The sequence below is a fragment of the Actinomadura rugatobispora genome (genome assembly GCF_042656285.1).
GTDB lineage: Bacteria > Actinomycetota > Actinomycetes > Streptosporangiales > Streptosporangiaceae > Spirillospora > Spirillospora rugatobispora.
Window position 1 is genome coordinate 104,903 of sequence record NZ_JBHSON010000017.1, and the last position, 17,340, is coordinate 122,242.

Genomic DNA, 17,340 nt, shown 5'->3' on the forward strand with positions numbered 1-17,340 from the left:
GTCTCAGGTCCACGCGGCCGGGACGGCGGGGGCGGCGTCGTCCAGCACGGTGCCCTCGATCAGCCCGTACGGGCGGTCGGCGGCGAAGTAGACCTCGTTGTCGTTGTCCAGCCCGAACGGTTCCAGATCGACGAGGAAGTGATGCTTGTTGGGCATCGTCAGCCGCACCTCGCAGATCTCCGGCCGCTCCTCCAGGACGCGGCGTCCCATCGCGTACAGCGTCTGCTGCAGCGAGAGGCTGTGCGTCCCGGCGAACGCCTCCAGCAGGCAGCGGCGGGCCGCCGCGAACGAGCCCCCGTACTCCGAGCGGCCGGGGTCGCGGTGGCGCCAGCGCGCGGTCACCTCCGTGGCCAGGACCCGGTCGTCGGTCGGCTGGAGCGTCGTGTACTCGTCCCGGATGAAGCCGTGGAACTCGCTCCCGGTCGAATTGAGCACCACCAGGTCCTTCAACCCCGACACCACCGACTCGGCCCCGCCGGGCCCGTCGCTGTGCACCAGCGCCGTGCGGACCTCCGTCCCCGACCGGACGAACGAGTGCCCGCTCCCGGAGGGAATCCGCGACCAGGAGTACTCCTCGATCTCGACGCGGGCGTGCCGGATCGTGGGCTGCGCGGCGGTGAAATGCCGGGCCAGCAGCAGCGCGAACTCCTCGATCTCCCCGATCCCGTGCTCCCGGGCGAAGGCGAACACGGTGTTCTTCTGCGAGTCGGTCGGCAGCACCGCCGCGTTGTCGCCGGTCAGGTGGACCTCGTCCATGTCGCCGGACAGGGAGATCCCCACGTTGAGGTCGCGGAGGTGATGGACATCGCCGTCCCTGGTCACGTGGACGACCCGGGTCTCCGCCTTCCCGTACCGGTTCGGCCCGAGCACGATGGCCACCCGATCAACCCCCCGTCCCGCGCGCGGCGGCGCCGTCCAGCAGTTCGTCCAGCCGCAACCGCATGATCCTGCCCAGTTCCCGGCGCACGATCACCCGCTCGGCCGCGGCGTCGTTGCCGAGCCGCTCCTCCAGGGCCGCGAGCATCTCGGCCGCGCCGAGCCCCGTCGCGCAGATCAGGAAGACGTGGTCGAAGCGCTCCTCGTACCGCCGGTTCCCCTCGGCCAGCGCCTCACGCACCTCTCGCCCGGCCGCGTCCATCCCGGACTGCTCGCGCCGGGACCAGGACGCCTCGCGGCCCGCGCCCGCCGCCCGCTCCCCGATCCGCGGATGCGCGGCCAGCGCCTCCTCGACATCGGCCCACTCCAGGCCGTCCAGCGCCGCCGACGCGGCCGACCGCAGCCTCCCGGGGTCGCCGAACGGCCGCCCGCCCGCCACCTCCGCCGCCCAGCGGCGCGAGGCGCAGCACGCCAGCAGCGCGGCCTCCGCGTCCGCCGCGGCGAGCGCGTCGAACTCCTCCAAGGTCACCGGCCCCCTCCCTCCACCAGCAGTACACACAGCCCGCCCCGCGCCGGTCGAGACGCAGGACCTCCGAACCGCGCCTCCTCCGAACGGGTACTTTTCGTGCATTGCTCCAAGAGAGGCCCCATGAAACTGCGAGCCCTGCTGGCCATGCCCGACCTCCGGCTGCGCGCCGTCACGGGCGAGGACGGCCTCGACCGCGAGATCCGCTGGGTCGTCACCACCGACCTGCTCGACCCCGGCCGCTACCTCAGCGGCGGCGAACTGGTCCTGACCGGGCTGGTCTGGTGGTCCGGGCCCGCCGACTCCGAGGTGTTCGTCCGCGCCTTGGCCCGCTCGGGCGTGTCCGGCCTGGCCGCCTGGGACGTCGAGCGCGGCCGCATCCCCGCCGACCTGACGGCGGCCTGCGAGCGGCACGACATCCCGCTGTTCCAGGTGCCCGAGGACGTGGCGTTCGCCACGATCACCGAGCAGGTCGTGCGGCGGCTGTCCACCGCCCGCGCCGCCGACCTCGGCGCCGTCCTGGACCGGCACCGCCGCCTGGTCGCCGGGCTGACCCGCGGCACCGGGCTGGACCCGGTGCTGGAGCTCGTCGGCCGCGACCTGGGCATGCGCTGCTGGGTCCTCACCCCGGCCGGTCGCCTGGTCGCGGGCCCGCACCCCCTGGACACCGACCCGTCCGCCCTCGCCCGCGCCTTCCTCACCGCGGACCGGCTCCCCTGCCACCAGGCCGGACCCGACATCACGCTCCTCCCCGTCGCCGAGGAGACCACCTCGCGGGTGGCCGACTGGTTCATCGCCTGCGAGGGCGACTGGTCCGAATGGCCCGCCGAGCGCCGCGCCCTCACCGACGAGCTCGCCGCGATCGTGGCCCTGGAACGCGCCCGCCTGGACGACCGCCTCAGCACCGAGGGCCGCCTCTCCCAGGAACTGGTCCGGGTGGTCGCCTCACGCGACGACGAGATCCTGCCCCACCTCAAGCTCACCGGCCTGGACCTGGACGTCCCGTTCACCGCCGTGGCCGCCACCGCACACGGCGACCTTCGCCCAGGGGAACTGCGCACCGTCCTGGCGGAGATCCTCCCCGACCACTCGCTCATAGGTCTCCTTGGCGAGGAGGCCATCGCCCTGGTCCCTGCCCGGGACGACCTGACCGCCCCCCTGCGCACCGCCCTCTCCGCCCTCGCCCCCGGACTCGCCGGACTCGCCGTGGGCGTGAGCAAACCGGTGGCCGCCGGAGAACTGCGCGGCGCGACGGAGGAGGCCCGCTACGCGCGGCGCCTGGCCGCCGCCCGCACCGACCCGGTGTGCGTGGTCGGCCACGACGAACTGGCCACGCACGTACTCCTGCTGGCCAGCGTCCCCGACGACGTCAGGCAGATGTTCAAGGAGCGCCTGCTGGACCCCCTCCTCACCTACGACGAGGAGCACAAAGCCGACCTCGTCCTCACCCTGGAGACCTTTCTCCAGCACTCCGGCTCCTGGACGCGCTGCGCCGAACAGCTGCACCTGCACGTCAACTCGGTCCGCTACCGCATACAGCGCATCGAGGAACTCACAGGCCGCGACCTCTCCCGCCTGGAGGACCGGGTCGACTTCTTCCTCGCCCTACGCCTGCGCTGACGACAGCCTCTCGGCCCGCACGCGGGCGGCGTCCTCCTCGTTGCCGTCCAGGACGTGCGCCCTCTCCAGCACTTCGAGCACCTCCACAAGGCGCTCCCCGTACTCGGGCCGCCCGCGATAGCGGTCGGCCACCCCTTCCAGGGACACCGCCTGCCTTCCGGCCGTCCGGACGAGATCGTCGTACAGACCATCACCGGGACCGGCCGCGACGGCCTGCCGGTAGATCTCCATCGCGCCGCTCAGGTGGCCCTCGTCCGGCCGCCCCAGGCGCTCCAGCCGCAGCCCCTGGCGGATCCGCGACTCGGCCAGGGACATCCGGCTGCGCCCCGGATCCTTCGCCAGCCGCTCCCCTTCCTCGGCGATCGACCGTTCGCCCAGCTCCAGCGCCTCCTCCAGGCGCCCCGCCGCGGCCAGGAACTCCGCCTGCAACCGCTCCCCGGAAACGACCTCGTCGAACCACCGCGGATCCAGCCCGGCCAGCCGCCGGAACTGCTCCAACGACTCCCGCCCGGACTCCACCGCGTCGTCGTCTCGGTCGAGACCGCCCAGGCATACGGCCATGTTCCGCAGGCTCCAGGCCAGCGCCTCGATCTCGTCCGGCCCAGGCGACTCCATGGCCCGCTGCGCCGCCACGGCCTCCCGCATGAACGCCAGCCCCTCCTCGGGCTCGCCGCCTCTCGCCAGCGTCACCCCGAGCCGGTCCGCCGCCAGCGCCAGGTTGAACCGCACCTCATCACCGGTCTGCACCCGGTACGCCTCCACGGCACGGCGCAGATGCCCCGCGCCTTCCTCAGTACGACCCGCGCTCAGCAGCCGCAGCCCGTGGTCGAGGCAGGCGTTCCCCAACTCCCCCTGGCCGGGGTCGCGCGCCGTCAGCACCTCCTCGTACCGCACCAGCCGCTCGCCCGCCTCCAGCGTCTCCTCGGTACGCCCCGCCCGCTCCAGCACCGAGATGAGCAGCCCCTCGGAGACCGCGGCCTCCTCGTCCAGGCCGAGGCCGTGCCGTCCCGGCTCGATCAGCAGCGCCTCGTCCCGGGCCGCCGTCGCCGCCTCCAGCGCCCCGTCCAGGTCGCCGCCGTCCCGCAGCAGCGTCGCCAGCCGCCGCTGCGACCGCAGCCGGTAGGGGCGCATCTCCCCGGGCACGCCGCGCAGGACCTCGTCCTCCTCGTACCCGGACGTCGCCGCGCCGATCTCCCGCAGCGCCGCCTCGCGCTCGCCGGGGTTCCCCTCCCGCAGCGCCTGCACCAGCCCGAGCAGCGCGAAGACGATCACCATCCGGCAGCCGGCCGGGTTCTCCGCGAACATCCGCCGCGCCGAGGGCAGCACGGAGCGCAGATCGGCCGCGGCCTCGACCACCCGATCCGGATCGAGCACCGCCGCGTCACCCATGGAAACCCTCCACACCAAGATCGCCATCCAGAACTCCGCTACAGACGCACGCCCCCACCCGCGGGTTCCGCCGATGAAGCCGGGGCCCGCCGTACCCGGTGCCGGTCCCCGCGAGCAGCCGCCCGAGGGCCCGCCCCGTGGCCGCCGGCTTCCGTCTCCCGTCTCGCGGGCACCAAGGGCGACGAATCCGCCGAACCTGCGCCACGCAAAGCCATTACCGACGACAACACCTCAATATCGCTCCGATCGGCGGAAGGCCACGGGAGCGGACCGCCAGCTCTTTCTAGATAAGGCGGAAAAATGCGGCCTTCCACCTCGGCAGGGATCGCGTCTTGACCCCACGTTGACCACATCGGACCAGCTCTCGTATGCTTTGAATACGAAGCGTGGCCAATCGATAACATTTCGCGATGGGCTCTTTCCTCTCCATGTCGCCATGCGAAGCCCATCCCTGTAAAGCGCGAACGAAGTGGTGATCCGATGCGCGAATCCCGGGACGGTGAGCCGCCGCTGATCGACAGGGCGCGCGAGGGCGCGCGCCTGTCGCGGAGGGTGCGGCGCAATCTGGAGATCCTCGACGAGCATTCCCGGGATCCGGAGTTCCGGCGGCTGGTCCGGAGGGTGCTGGACGGGCGGGCGCCGCGGCGGGACGGGTCCGGCTCCTGACGGCGGCGGGCGCAATAGTTGGGATTGACTATTCGATGGTTGATAGTTGATCCTGGCTATATGGAGAAGCGGCGGGTGGCCAATCCCCTGGCGTTGGCGGTGCTGGCGTTCCTGCTCTGGGAGCCCATGCATCCCTACGAGCTGGGGCGGCGCCTCAAGGAGACCGACAAGGAGCGCAGCTTCAAGTACAACCGGGGCTCGCTCTACATGGTCGTGAACCAGCTGCGGAAGGCCGGGTTCATCGTCGAGCGGGAGACGGTGCGCGACACCCAGCGGCCCGAGCGGACGGTCTACGAGCTCACCGGCGAGGGCCGGGCGGAGCTCTACGACTGGTTGCGGGAGCTGGTGGCGCAGCCCCAGGAGGAGTACCCCCGGTTCGGCGCCGCCCTGTCGCTGCTCAGCGTGCTCGCGCCGGACGAGGCGGTCGAGCTGCTCGGGCGGCGGGCGGAGGCGCTGGACGGGCAGGCGGAGGAGATCCGCGGCAAGGTCAGGCAGGCCACCGAGCAGGGGGTGGCCTGGGTGTTCCTGGTCGAGGAGGAGTACCGCCTGGAGGTGCTCGACGCCGAGCGCCGCTTCGTGGGGCGGCTGGTGGAGTCGCTCCGGGACCCGGCGTACGGCCGGGAATGGCAACGGATCTTCGGGAGCCGAGCATGACGGACAGGACGGCACTGGTCATCGGCGGCGGCATCGCCGGGACGGTCGCGGCGATGGCGTTGAAGCGGGCGGGCGTGGAGCCCGTGGTGTACGAGGCGTACGCGGGCGGCGCCGACGGCGTGGGCGGGCAGCTCACGCTCGCGCCCAACGGGCTGGCGGCATTGGAGGCGGTCGGCGCGGCGGAGGCGGTGCGGGGCGTCGGGCAGCCGATGAGCCACTCGGTCATGCTGGACGGCAAGGGCAAGAAGATCGGCGTGATGCGGGGCCTGGACGGGCTCCCGCCCGGTCGGGCGCTGTGGCGCTACGACCTCTATCGGGTGCTGCAGGACAGGGCCCTTGCGGAGGGCGTGCGGATCGAGCACGGCAGAAGGCTGGTCGATGTCGAGGAGGGGCCCGGCGGGATCACGGCCCGGTTCGCCGACGGGAGCACCGCCACCGGTGACCTGCTGGTCGGGGCGGACGGGATCCGGTCGACGGTCCGGACGCTGATCGACCGGGAGGCGCCCGGCCCCGAGCACGTGCCGCTGCTGAACCTGGGCGCGCGGGCCGACATCGCGGTCGACGCCGAGCCGGACACGGCGTACTTCGCGTTCGGCGACCGGGCCTTCCTGGGCTACTGGGTGCAGCCGGACGGGACGACGGCGTGGTTCGGCAACGTCCCGCACCGGGAGCCGATGACGTCGGCGCAGGCCCGCGAGGTGCCGAACGAGGAGTGGCTGCGGCGGCTGCGGGAGATCTACGCCGCCGACCGGCCGGGGCGGGAGCTGGTGGAGAGCACCCCGGCGGAGCGGCTGTTCGTGCTGGGCACGACGCAGATCATGCCGGACGTGCCGCGCTGGCACCGGGGCCGGATGGTGCTGGTCGGGGACTCGGTGCACGCGCCGTCGCCCAGTTCGGGGCAGGGCGCGTCGCTGGCCGCCGAGAGCGCGGTGGAGCTGGCCCGGTGCGTGCGGGACCTGCCCGATCTCGGCGACGCGTTCGCCGCGTACGAGCGGCTGCGCCGCGGCCGGGTGCGGAAGGTCGCGGCGCGGGCGGCGCGGACGAACAACAGCAAGACGCTGGGCCCGGCGGCGCTGGCCATGATGAAGCTGATGATGCCGGTCGCGACGCGGACGTTCATGACGCCGGAGCGGACGCTCGGCGAGGAGCACCGGTTCCGGATCGACTGGGAGCGGCCGGTGGGTCAGGGCAGGATGGCGTCGATGTAGCCGCCGTCGACCCGCACGGCGCCGCCGGTGGTCGCGGAGGCGTGGTCGGAGCCGAGGTAGACGACCATCTTGGCGATCTCCTCGGGCTCGATGAGGCGGTGCAGCAGGGAGTTGGGGCGGTGCTCGGCCATGAAGCGGCGCTGGGCGTCGTCCCAGGGGAGGCCGGCGCCGACCAGTTCGGCGACGAAGTCCTCCACGCCCTCGGTGTGGGTGGGCCCGGCCATGACGGTGTTGACGGTGACGCCGGTGCCCGCGGCGGCCTTGGCGTAGCCGCGGGAGACGGCGAGCAGCGCGGTCTTGGTCATGCCGTAGTGCACCATCTCCTCGGGCGTCACGACGGCGGAGTCGCTGGCGATGAACTGGACCCGGCCCCAGCCGCGTTCCATCATGCCGGGCAGGTACTGGCGGGTGAGCCGCACCCCGGAGAGCACGTTGATCTCGAAGTAGCGGCGCCATTCGGCGTCGTCGATCTCCAGGACGGGCCGCGGGCCGAAGATCCCGAGGTTGTTGACCAGGATGTCGACGGCCGGGACCCGTTCCAGCAGGGTGTGGGCGCCCGCGGCGGTGGCGAGGTCGGCGGCGACGCCGGTGAGGTCGGCGCCGGGCAGTTCGGCGGTGAGCTCCTCGACGGCGGCGGCGACCCCGGTCCCGGACCGGCCGTTGATCACGGTGCGGGCTCCGGCGCGGGCGAGCCCGGCGGCGATGGCCCGGCCGATGCCCTGGGTGGAGCCGCTGACGAGGGCGGTGCGCCCGGTGAGTTCGATCTCCATGCCGTCCTACCTTCCCCGGCCGGGCGGCTCCTCTACCAGGCGGCGGCGCCCGCGAAGGTGGTGGCGGCGGGCTCGTAGCCGAGGACGGAGCGGGCGGCGGTGATGTCGAGGGTGCGTTCGACGGCGAGGTGGCCGATGGCGTACCGGGTGAGGGTGGGCGGCTGGGGGCGGCGGGCGAGGAGGTAGGCGCCCTCGACGGCGGCGGCCAGGGACCGGACGGGCGCGGCGGGCAGGTAGACGGGGCGGGCCTTGACGCCGCGTTCGCCGAGGAGGGCGCGGAACGCCTCGTCGAGCGTCACCGGTTCGGCGTCGGTGATGTTGTAGACGCCCGTCCCGACGGGGCCGCAGGCGGCCAGGAGGCACGCCTGGGCGAGGTTGGCGACGGAGGTGAGGCTGACGCGCTGCCGGGGCCTGCCGACGGCGGTGAGGACGGGGCCGCGCACCGAGGACAGGACGCGCGGCAGGAGGGTGGTGTCGCCGGGGCCGTAGACGGCGTGGGGCCGGAGGATGAGGGCTTCGCGGCGGCTGGGGCCGCGCCAGAGCGCCCTGCCGTGGCCCCGCATCACCGACAGCACGGCCCGTTCGGCGGCGGCCTTGGACGCCCCGTAGGCGTTGAGGTAGCGGGGCGCGGGGGCCTCGTGCTCCTTGGCCATGACGGTGGGGCTGTACGGGTCGTACACGCTGGCGGTGCTGACGTGCACGAACCGCGCCTTGGGGAAGGCGGCCAGGGCGTTCTTGGTGCCGGTCAGGTTGGTGGCGAAGAGGGTGGACGCCCGGCCCCAGTCGCTGACGCTGCCCGCGCAGTGGATGACGGCGTTGACCTCTGGGGCGTCCAGGAGGGGCCCTTGGGTCAGGTCCCAGGAACGGTAGGACGCGCCGCCCACGTGCGCGCGGTCCACGACGGTGCGTCGGCCGTAAGCGTGCGTCTCGATTCCACGCTCGGCCAGGGCGCGGCACACGGCCCCGCCGACGAATCCGGATGCCCCCGTGACGGCGACTTTCATACGGCCGCCTCCCTTACCAGTTCGCGCAGGCGGTCCCGGTCGAGCTTGCGGCCGCGCCCGGAGCGGGGCAGGGCGGGGAGGACGACGACGCGGTCCGGGAGGGCGTCGTGGTCGATGACCTCGGGGAGCCGGCGGCGCAGGCGGCCGGGGTCGGTGTCGCCGACGACGGCCAGGACGACCTCCTCGTCGCCGGTCTCCGGGTCGGGCAGGCCCACGATGGCGGCCTCGGCGACGCCGTCCAGCGCGGCGATGGCCGGCTCGTACAGGCCGGGGTAGAGGTTGAACTTCCCCCGGATCAGCATGTCCTTCTTCCGGCCGGTGAGGACGAGGCGGCCGTCGTCGAGGCGGGCCAGGTCGCCGGTGGGCAGCTCGGTGAGGGGCGGGTCGCCGAGGTAGCCGCGGCAGAGGTTGGGCCCGGACAGGTGGAGTTCGCCGGAGGCGTCGAGGCGTGCGGGGACGAGGGGTTCGCCCAGCAGGTCCCCGTCGGAGCCCGAGCGGGTGTGGGCCAGTTTCTCTTCGGCGGAGGCGATCGCCACGGGGAGGATCTCGGTCATCGCGTAGACGGAAAGGACCTTGGCTGAGGGGGCGGCTGCGGACAGGGCGCGGCGCAGGATCGCGGGGGGTGCGGGGGCCGCGCCAAGAAGAACGTAGCGCAGGGCGGCCGGGAATTCGGGGGCGGCGTCCAGGATCTCGGCGAGGTGGACCGGGACGCAGAAGGTGTGGGTGGCTCCGCGGTCCCTGAGGAGGCGCGCGAACGCGGCCGGGGAGCAGAACAGCGGCGGCATCGACCAGCGCGCCCCCGAGATGAGCGTCGGCAGGCCGAGCATGAGCTGGTCGGTGTGGACGACGTCGCCCGGCCCCAGCGGCAGCCGTTCCCGGAACAGGTCGAGCGCGGCGGCGAGCGAACCCTGCGAATGGACGACCGCGCGGGGGTTCTCGGTGGTGCCGGAGGTGAAGATGACGGTGGCGGGCGCGTCGGGATCCCCGGCATCGGGGGGCTCCTCCGCGGGCCCCTGGACGATCTTGGCGAGGGACAGGGCGCCGCGCGGCACGCCGGGCAGCCACCGTCCCGTGTAGATGTGCCGCATCCGCCCCTCCCCCGGGACCTCCAGGGCACCGAGGTCGGGGAGCAGCAGGCCGCGGCGCCGCGCGTACGCCCGGACGGGCCCCAGCCTGCTCGCCGCGTACAGGAACGACTCGGCGGCCGACCACCGGGGACGCGCCAGGCGCAGCCGGGCGGTGAACATCTCCGGGCCCGCGCCCGGGTCGGCGAAGACCACCACGCCCCGGGCGGCCACGACGCCGAGCGCCAGCACGAGGGCTTCGGGCGACGGCCGTACGGAGAACAGCACCCCGTCCCCCGGTTCCAGCCCGGTGGCGAGGAGGGCGTGCCGGACGGCGAGGACCTGCCGGCGCAGTCCGCCGTAGGACAGCTCCGTCCCGTCCCCCGCGACCAGCGCGACGGCCTCGGGCGTCGCGGCGGCCTGCGCCAGGAGCCGCTCGATCAGGATCATCGGGCCCGCTCCGCTCTCACGGTCAGCCGCGCGTAGGTCGGGATCAGCACGCGGCGCGCGGCCGCACGACCGGTGATCTTCAGCGGTGCGGCGGCGAGGACCGTCCGGGCGACCGCGCGGATCTCGGCCATCGCCAGCGGGTAGCCGATGCAGAAGTGCGGCCCCGCGCCGAACCACAGGCGGCGCAGCTCGGGCGGGTGCGGCGGCCCGTCCGGGTCGAACGGCCCGTACGCGCGGCAGCAGTTGTAGGTGGCGATGAGGATCCGGTCGCCCGGCCCCACCCGCACCCCGCCCAGGTCCACGCGGCGGTGGACGCTGCGCAGCATGACGGGCGTGGGCGTCGTCACGCGCATCGCCTCGTCGATCGCCCGGTCGAGCGCCGACGGCGACGCCGCCGGACCGGACGCAGCCGGGACGTCGAGGCGGCCGGTGTCGTGCAGCAGGGCGATCAGGCGCGGCACGAGCGTGGCGACGGTCTCGGTCCCGGTGAGGAAGAACGCCCCGGCGGCGCCGCGCGCCTCCTCCTCCGACAGCCCGAGTTCCCGCATCCGGCCCATCACCGTGGAGTCCCCGCCCGCCGCGTACGCCTTGGCGGCGATGTCGCCGAGCGGGCCGAGCACGGCGCGGGCCCGTTCCACCTGGCGGGGCGAGAGGCTGCGGCTGCGCAGCGACACCATCGACACGATCCGCTCGCCCTGCTCGAACAGCTCCCGGAAGCCGGCCTCCGCGCCGTCCCCCGGACGCCTCTCCAAGCCGATGACCTCGCTCATCACGGCGCCCGCCATCACCCGCATCGTGTCCACCAGGTCGACCACCGCGCCCCGCTCCAGGTGGTCGGCGAGGCGTTCCAGCGGCTCGGCCAGGACACGGGCGCACAGGTCCTGGGTGTAGGAGGGCGTGAACAGCTCGGTGAGGCGGCGGCGCAGCACCCGGTGCGCCTCGCCCTCCATGTTGAGCAGCACGGACGGGCCGAGCACCGGCGTCCACAGGTCGCCGGGCGAGCCGGGCCCGTCCTTGCGGAAGGTGTCGCCGTCCATCAAAACCTCGCGGGCGCGGGCGGCGTCGTTCACCACCACGCCGACCCCGGGCACCCGGACGACGGGGCCGCGCCGGGCCAGGCCGCGCAGCAGCGGGTAGGCGACGGGGTGCGCGGCCAGGTAGAGCCGCCGTTCCCAGGCGTCCGAGGAAGGCGTCATCGCAGGTCCCCGATCCGGATGTCGACGATCTCGGGCGTGTGGCGGTGGTCGGCGTACCAGCCGAGCGTCCCGACCAGGCCGTAGGCGCGCAGCCGCCGCACCGAGCCGTGCACGAGGACGTCCTTGCGCAGCCCGTACGCGCGGGTCAGCCGGCGCACCCGGTTGACCAGGGCGCGGTCCTCGTGGACGTCCTCGATGCGGGTGCGCGGGAAGCCCCCGGCCCGCTCGTACAGGTCGGCGGTGATCGCGAGGTTGCAGCCCGGCATCATCACGTACGGCCCGAGGTAGGCGGGGTCCTGGTTGCCCGGCCGGAACCGGCCGAACAGCGCGGCGGTCGAGATCACGGCGGGCAGCAGCCGCCGCTCCCAGAACCTGAGCGCGAACTCGTCGGTGCGGGGCCGCAGCGGTCCGCTGACCAACTCCAGGCCGTCCGCGAACGCCCCCTTCACCGCCGCGATCCAGCCCGGGTCGGGCAGGCAGTCGGCGTCGGTGCGGGCGACGTGGGTGGCCCCGGCGGTGATGGCGTGCCGGAAGCCGGTGTCGGCGGCGGCGCCGGTGCCCTTCTGCGGCTCGGTGACGATCCGCACCTCCGGGCCGCCCGGGTGGGCGGCGGCGAAGGCGCGGACCGCGTCGGCGGTGCCGTCGGTGCTGCCGTTGTCGACCACGACGAGGGTGAACCCGGGGTCGGTCTGCTCGGCGAGCCGCCGCAGCGTCGCCCCGATCGAGCGCTCCTCGTCGTAGGCGGGGATCACGACCCACAGGTTCATCGGAACGACTCCGTTCTCGTTCACAGTTCGGCGAACACGACGCCGAGGCTGACGCCGCCCGCCAACCCGACGAACGCGACCAGGTCGCCCGGCCCGCACCGGCCCGCGCGCAGCGCCGTGTCGAACTGCAGCGGCAGGGACGCGGAGGCGAGGTTGCCGTGCTCGGGGAGCGTCACCACGAGCCGGTCCTCCGGAATGCCCAGGACCGACCGGAGCGTCTCCAGGTAGGGCAGGGTCACCTGGTGCACGCACACGGCGGCGAAGTCGTCCCAGGTCAGCCCGGTCTTCTCCAGGGCGGTGACGAACATCTCGGGGCCGTGGCCGAGGAAGGCGTCCTTGAGTTTGCGGCCGTCGCCGCTGAAGTAGGAGCGGTCGGGGTCGCGGGGGTGCATCGACCCTCCGCCGGGCAGTGTGCCGACGTCCCAGGCGGTGGAGACGGCGGTGAAGTCGCGGTAGAAGATCCCGCCGTCGGGGGCGGCCTCGACGAGCATCGCGGCGCCGCCGTCCGACAGCGTGTAGCCGGCGAACGCGTCCGCGAACTGCGCGCGGTCCCGCACCGACCAGCGGATCGCGCGCGACGGGCTCTCCCCCGTGCACACCAGCACCCGCTCGTGCTGCCCGGTGCGGATCAGCGCGTCGGCGACCTGGAGCCCGTTGAGGAAGCTGTTGCAGGCGTTCTTGACGTCGAACACCGGGCAGGTCGCGCCCAGCTTGGCGGCGACGATGTGCGCGGTGGCCGGTTCGACCAGGTCCTGCGAGGCCGACCCGAAGATCAGCAGGTCCAGCCGGTCGGGGCCGTGGCCGCGCTCGGCCAGCACCCGCCGGGCGGCGGCCACGGCCAGGTCGGACGCCTGCTCGTGGTCGGCCATGACATGGCGGGTCTCGATGCCGGTCATCCGCCGGACGATCGTCGGGAGCGGCCGGAAGCCCGCGCTGCGGGCCTCGACCAGCGCCTCCACCTCGGCGCTGGTGCGGGTGCGCTCGGGCAGGTGCGCGGCGACCCCTGCGATGCGGGCTCTCATGTGGTCCGGACTCCCGTTCCTGTCGATCCGTGCTGGTCGTGCCGTGTTCGTTGACGTACCGACAGCCTCACCGGCCGCGCCGGGTCCCGGCCAGGGAGACCCTACGGAACCGTGACCAGGCACTCCACCCCGGTTCGGGGTGAGTACCACCACTCAGGTCATTGAGGTGAAGTGCCTGGTCCGACCGGTACGTCCCAGGCCGCAGACTCTCCTTGTGATCAGGACGGAACACGCGGCGGCGGCCCGGCACGAGGCCCGGCTGCTCTGGAACGGCAACAAGGGCCTGTTCGCCCTGCTGAAGGCGGCCCGGCACACCGGCCCCATCACGCGCGTCCCCCGGCTGGGGTGGGAACTGTTCGTCTGTGAGGTCGGTTGAGTGGACATACGGGTAATCGAGTGGTTCGAGTTGACGTTCGGTGTTGGTTTCTGTACTTTCAGTAGCGCGATCTGGGACGCCGGGTTCGATGTCGGCGTGCGGGGCCCCCTTTCCACCGGAGTGATGGTCTGGGGCCTCCCCGTCGCCTCTGGTCGAGCCCACATGGCCAGGTCGCATAGGGAACCGGCCTCCCGGGAACGGACCACACACAGGATGCGTGTCGCCGCCCCGGGGTCGAGTACGCCGGGGACCAGTGCGCCCAGCACCGTTCGGGGCGCGCGGCTGAGCAACTCATGCACAGTCCCTAGGAACGGTGGGTGGTGACCGATCCGCTGCTGGCCCGGCAGGTCCTCGCCGACCACGCGTGCTTCAGCATGGTCGGCGAGGGCGGCGTCGGCCACATGTGGGCACAGTTCTTCGGTGAGGAGATGGCGCAGTTCTTCGGGGGCGCCCGGCACACGGAGGTGCGGACCAAGGCCCGCGACCTCTTCACCGAGGACGGCGCCCGCGGGCTCGCCACGCTGCTGGCCATCGCGGGCACCGAGACGGGCGCCTCGGGGACGTCCCGCACGGTCGCGCTCCTGCACGACACCGGCCAGCAGCACGCGCTGCTGGCCGATCCCGGCCTGATGGACAACGCCGTGCGGGAGGGGCTGCGGATGTCCACGCCCGCGCCGGTCATCGGACGGCACGTGGCGCGCGACGCGACGGTCGGCGGGCGGCGGCTGCGGGCGGGCGAGCGGGTACTGCTGCTGACCTACCTGGCCACCACGCGGGTGGGGCCGTTCGACATCGGGCGGGACTACGTGCCCGAGACGCGGCAGCTGTGGTTCGGCGGGGGACGGCACCTGTGCCTGGGGGCGGCGGTGGCCCGGGTCCAGATCGCGCGGATGCTCCAGAACCTGCTCTCGCAGGGCCGTCCGTACCGGATCGTGGCACGCCGAGCGGCCACCCGGGTCCTGGTGCCGACATACGCGAGCTTGCAGGTCAGGCTGGTTCCATGATGCAGAGACTTGCGGTTAGACGCAAGTCTCATTTCCTCTTGTTCCCGCCTTGAAACGCGTTCTACGTTGGGGCCATGACGAGCCTCGTGCCCGAGAGTGTCACCGTCCCCGAGCACTTCGACCCCAGCTGCCCCGACCTGATGGCCGAGCGGGTCCCGCTGGAGGAGTTCGCGGCGCTGCGCCGCACCGCCCGCCCCTGGTGGAACGCCCAGCCGCGCGGCCGCACCGGCTTCGACGACGGCGGGTTCTGGGTGGTGAGCAAGCACGCCCACGTCAAGGAGATCTCCCGCGACCACGAGCGGTTCTCCGCCGCGGCCAACGGCTCGGTGATCCGCTTCAACGGCTCGTTCACCCCCGAGGAGCTGGCGGTGCAGCGGGCGAACCTGCTGATCAACATGGACGCGCCGCAGCACGCCACGCTGCGCCGGATCGTCTCGCGCGGCTTCACCCCGCGCGTGGTCGAGGGGTTGCGGGACGCGCTGCGCGAACGGGCCGGGCGGATCGTGGCCGAGGCCCGCCGCGACGGCGGGGGCGGCGCGTTCGACTTCGTCACCCGGATCGCCGCCGAGCTGCCGCTGCAGGCGATCGCGGAGCTGATGGGCGTGCCGCAGGAGGATCGGGGGCGGCTGTTCGCATGGTCCAACCGGATGCTCGGCTACGACGACCCCGAGTACGACGCCGACCCCACCGGCTCCGCCGCCGAGATCATCGGCTACTCGATGGACCTGGCCGAGCGCCGCCGCGCCTGCCCCGCGCACGACATCGTCACCCGGCTCGTCCAGGCCGACGTCCGGGACGGCGGCGACGGCGCCCGCGGGCTGACCGACGACGAGTTCGGCTATTTCATGATCGTGCTGGCGGTGGCCGGGAACGAGACCACCCGCAACGCCATCACCCACGGCATGATCGCGTTCCTGGACGATCCGGGGCAGTGGGAGCTGTTCCGGGCCGAGCGGCCGGAGACGACGGCGGACGAGGTGGTGCGCTGGTCGACCCCGGTCACCGCGTTCCAGCGCACCGCCGTCCGCGACACCGAGCTGGGCGGGGCGGAGATCCGGGCCGGCGACCGGCTGGCCATGTACTACAGCTCGGCCAACTTCGACGAGGAGGTGTTCGAGCGCCCCGAGCGGTTCGACATCACCCGCTCCCCCAACCCGCATCTGGGTTTCGGCGGGACGGGCGCGCACTACTGCATCGGCGCGAGCCTGGCCCGGCTGGAGATCGGGCTGATGTTCGAGGCGATCGCCGACGAGCTGCCGGGCATCCGGCGGGCGGGCGAGCCGCGCCGGCTGCGGTCGGCGTGGATCAACGGCATCAAGGAGCTGCCCGTGCGCTGCGGCTGACGCCGCGGCGGTCCCCTTCCACCCGAAACTAGAACACGTTACAGTTGAACCTGAATCGGGTTCTAGACGTGGCCTCAGGTACCGCGCGAGCGCGTTACCTGGCCGGTGATGCGACGCCGGAGGCGAGTGTCACCGGCCAGATCGCGAAGCGATGCCGCGCTCGCACAGGCCCGGTTAGGGGCGAGCCGCCAGGCGAGCGCCGTAGGCCGGGACTTTGGAATCGCAGCCTAGAAGGAGACCGCAATGGGCACTCCCGTGATCGTCGACGCGGTGCGCACGCCGCTCGGTAAGCGCAACGGCTGGCTCGCGGGCCTCAAGGCGCAGGCCGTCCTGGCGCACGCCTACCGGGCGCTGCTCGACCGCTCCGGCCTGGACGCAGGCGAGGTCGAGCAGGTCTTCGCCGGATGCGTCACGCAGTCCGGCGAGCAGGGCGGCCACGTCGGCCGGTACGCCTGGCTGTACGCGGGACTCCCCTGGCAGGCCGGCGTCACCACCATCGACGCCCAGTGCGGCTCCGCCCAGCAGGCCGTGCACCTGGCGGCCGCGCAGGTCGCCGCCGGGGTGGTGGACGCGGCCATAGGCGGCGGCGTCGAGGTGATGAGCCGGTCGCCGCTGGGCAGCAACGTGCTGCCCGCCAATCCGCGGCCCGACGACTGGTCGCTCGACATGCCCAACCAGTTCGAGGCCGCCGAGCGGATCGCCGCCCGGCGCGGCCTCGCCCGCGCCGACCTGGACGCCTTCGGCGCCCGCTCCCAGCAGCTGGCCGCCAAGGCGTGGGCCGACGGGCGCTTCGACCGCGAGATCGCCCCGATCGAGGCGCCCGTCCTGGACGCCGAGGGCGCCCCGACCGGCGAGACCCGCACCGTCACCCGCGACCAGGGCCTGCGCGAGACGACCGCCGAGGGCCTGGCCCGGCTCAAGCCGGTGCTGGGCGAGGGCGCCCTGCACACCGCGGGCACCTCCTCGCAGATCTCCGACGGCGCCGCCGCCGTCCTGGTCATGGACGAGGACCGGGCCCGCGCCCTGGGCCTGCGCCCCCGCGCGCGGATCAGGACGCAGGCGCTGGTGGGCTCCGAGCCGTACTACCACCTGGACGGCCCCGTCCAGTCCACCGAGCGGGCGCTGTCCCGCGCGGGCATGACCATGGCCGACATCGACATCACCGAGATCAACGAGGCGTTCGCGTCGGTGGTGCTGTCGTGGGCGTCGGTGCACGGGCCCGACATGGACCGCGTCAACGTCAACGGCGGCGCCATCGCGCTCGGCCATCCGGTCGGCGCGACCGGGGCCCGGCTGATCACCACCGCGCTGCACGAGCTGGAGCGCCGCGACGCCGCGACCGCGCTGGTCACCATGTGCTGCGGCGGCGCGCTGTCCACCGCGACCGTGCTCGAGAGGGTCTGAG

Annotated in this window: 17 protein-coding genes; 8 read left to right on the top strand and 9 right to left on the bottom strand. The window is 73.3% G+C overall.

Annotation, left to right across the window (positions count from 1 at the left end):
- Positions 1-3 precede the first annotated feature (3 nt).
- Both pucL and uraD read right to left on the bottom strand, forming a co-directional pair.
- On the bottom strand, positions 4-879 hold the full coding sequence (gene pucL / locus ACFPZN_RS14735; protein WP_378282496.1) for a factor-independent urate hydroxylase: 876 nt from the start codon (positions 877-879) through the stop codon (positions 4-6).
- A gap of 4 nt (positions 880-883) precedes the next feature.
- Positions 884-1,405, bottom strand: coding sequence for a 2-oxo-4-hydroxy-4-carboxy-5-ureidoimidazoline decarboxylase (gene uraD / locus ACFPZN_RS14740; RefSeq protein ID WP_378282497.1), 522 nt, complete (start codon positions 1,403-1,405; stop codon positions 884-886).
- Positions 1,406-1,525: 120 nt separating this feature from the next.
- Between uraD and ACFPZN_RS14745 the strand changes: the two genes are divergently transcribed.
- Positions 1,526-3,022 (top strand): PucR family transcriptional regulator, encoded by a 1,497-nt coding sequence (locus tag ACFPZN_RS14745; protein WP_378282498.1) that lies wholly within the window; start codon positions 1,526-1,528, stop codon positions 3,020-3,022.
- Here the strand turns inward: ACFPZN_RS14745 and ACFPZN_RS14750 are convergent.
- Complete coding sequence (locus ACFPZN_RS14750) at positions 3,008-4,411, bottom strand: hypothetical protein (RefSeq protein WP_378282499.1); 1,404 nt, start codon at positions 4,409-4,411, stop codon at positions 3,008-3,010. The two genes, ACFPZN_RS14745 and ACFPZN_RS14750, sit on opposite strands and share 15 nt — an antisense overlap.
- Positions 4,412-4,891: 480 nt before the next feature.
- Here ACFPZN_RS14750 and ACFPZN_RS14755 point away from each other — a divergent pair, with 480 nt between their 5' ends.
- The 3 genes from ACFPZN_RS14755 to ACFPZN_RS14765 are packed head-to-tail and all read left to right on the top strand — an operon-like array spanning position 4,892 to position 6,939.
- The gene (locus ACFPZN_RS14755; RefSeq protein WP_378282500.1) at positions 4,892-5,077 is read left to right on the top strand and encodes a hypothetical protein; all 186 of its coding nucleotides are present in this window, start codon (positions 4,892-4,894) and stop codon (positions 5,075-5,077) included.
- 60 nt (positions 5,078-5,137) lie between these two features.
- On the top strand, positions 5,138-5,731 hold the full coding sequence (locus ACFPZN_RS14760) for a PadR family transcriptional regulator (protein WP_378282501.1): 594 nt from the start codon (positions 5,138-5,140) through the stop codon (positions 5,729-5,731).
- Positions 5,728-6,939, top strand: coding sequence for an FAD-dependent oxidoreductase (locus ACFPZN_RS14765; protein ID WP_378282502.1), 1,212 nt, complete (start codon positions 5,728-5,730; stop codon positions 6,937-6,939). Before ACFPZN_RS14760 ends, ACFPZN_RS14765 begins: the two co-directional genes overlap by 4 nt.
- Here ACFPZN_RS14765 and ACFPZN_RS14770 read toward each other — a convergent pair.
- From ACFPZN_RS14770 to ACFPZN_RS14795, 6 genes are read right to left on the bottom strand one after another with little or no spacing between them, the layout of a single operon-like run.
- Positions 6,915-7,709 carry an SDR family NAD(P)-dependent oxidoreductase gene (locus ACFPZN_RS14770; RefSeq protein WP_378282503.1) on the bottom strand — a complete coding sequence of 265 codons (795 nt, stop codon included), beginning with the start codon at positions 7,707-7,709 and terminating at the stop codon, positions 6,915-6,917. The genes ACFPZN_RS14765 and ACFPZN_RS14770 overlap by 25 nt on opposite strands.
- Positions 7,710-7,741: 32 nt before the next feature.
- The gene (locus ACFPZN_RS14775) at positions 7,742-8,713 is read right to left on the bottom strand and encodes an NAD-dependent epimerase/dehydratase family protein (protein WP_378282504.1); all 972 of its coding nucleotides are present in this window, start codon (positions 8,711-8,713) and stop codon (positions 7,742-7,744) included.
- Positions 8,710-10,227, bottom strand: a complete 1,518-nt coding sequence (locus ACFPZN_RS14780; protein WP_378282505.1) for a class I adenylate-forming enzyme family protein — start codon at positions 10,225-10,227, stop codon at positions 8,710-8,712. Before ACFPZN_RS14780 ends, ACFPZN_RS14775 begins: the two co-directional genes overlap by 4 nt.
- On the bottom strand, positions 10,224-11,423 hold the full coding sequence (locus ACFPZN_RS14785; protein ID WP_378282506.1) for a cytochrome P450: 1,200 nt from the start codon (positions 11,421-11,423) through the stop codon (positions 10,224-10,226). Before ACFPZN_RS14785 ends, ACFPZN_RS14780 begins: the two co-directional genes overlap by 4 nt.
- A complete protein-coding gene (locus ACFPZN_RS14790; RefSeq protein ID WP_378282507.1) occupies positions 11,420-12,190 on the bottom strand; it encodes a glycosyltransferase family 2 protein in 771 nt (256 codons plus the stop codon). The genes ACFPZN_RS14785 and ACFPZN_RS14790 overlap by 4 nt, the downstream gene beginning before the upstream one ends.
- 20 nt (positions 12,191-12,210) lie before the next feature.
- A complete protein-coding gene (locus ACFPZN_RS14795; RefSeq protein WP_378282508.1) occupies positions 12,211-13,212 on the bottom strand; it encodes a 3-oxoacyl-ACP synthase III family protein in 1,002 nt (333 codons plus the stop codon).
- A gap of 214 nt (positions 13,213-13,426) precedes the next feature.
- Between ACFPZN_RS14795 and ACFPZN_RS14800 the strand changes: the two genes are divergently transcribed.
- The 4 genes from ACFPZN_RS14800 (at position 13,427) to ACFPZN_RS14815 (ending at position 17,339) form a co-directional block, all read left to right on the top strand.
- The gene (locus ACFPZN_RS14800) at positions 13,427-13,588 is read left to right on the top strand and encodes a hypothetical protein (RefSeq protein WP_378282509.1); all 162 of its coding nucleotides are present in this window, start codon (positions 13,427-13,429) and stop codon (positions 13,586-13,588) included.
- A 317-nt stretch (positions 13,589-13,905) separates the two neighbouring features.
- Positions 13,906-14,592: a cytochrome P450 gene (locus tag ACFPZN_RS14805; protein ID WP_378282510.1), complete on the top strand. Its 687-nt coding sequence runs from the start codon at positions 13,906-13,908 to the stop codon at positions 14,590-14,592.
- A 74-nt stretch (positions 14,593-14,666) separates the two neighbouring features.
- Positions 14,667-15,935 (top strand): cytochrome P450, encoded by a 1,269-nt coding sequence (locus tag ACFPZN_RS14810; protein ID WP_378282511.1) that lies wholly within the window; start codon positions 14,667-14,669, stop codon positions 15,933-15,935.
- Positions 15,936-16,178: 243 nt separating this feature from the next.
- Complete coding sequence (locus tag ACFPZN_RS14815) at positions 16,179-17,339, top strand: steroid 3-ketoacyl-CoA thiolase (protein ID WP_378282512.1); 1,161 nt, start codon at positions 16,179-16,181, stop codon at positions 17,337-17,339.
- The last annotated feature ends 1 nt before the right edge of the window (position 17,340 follow it).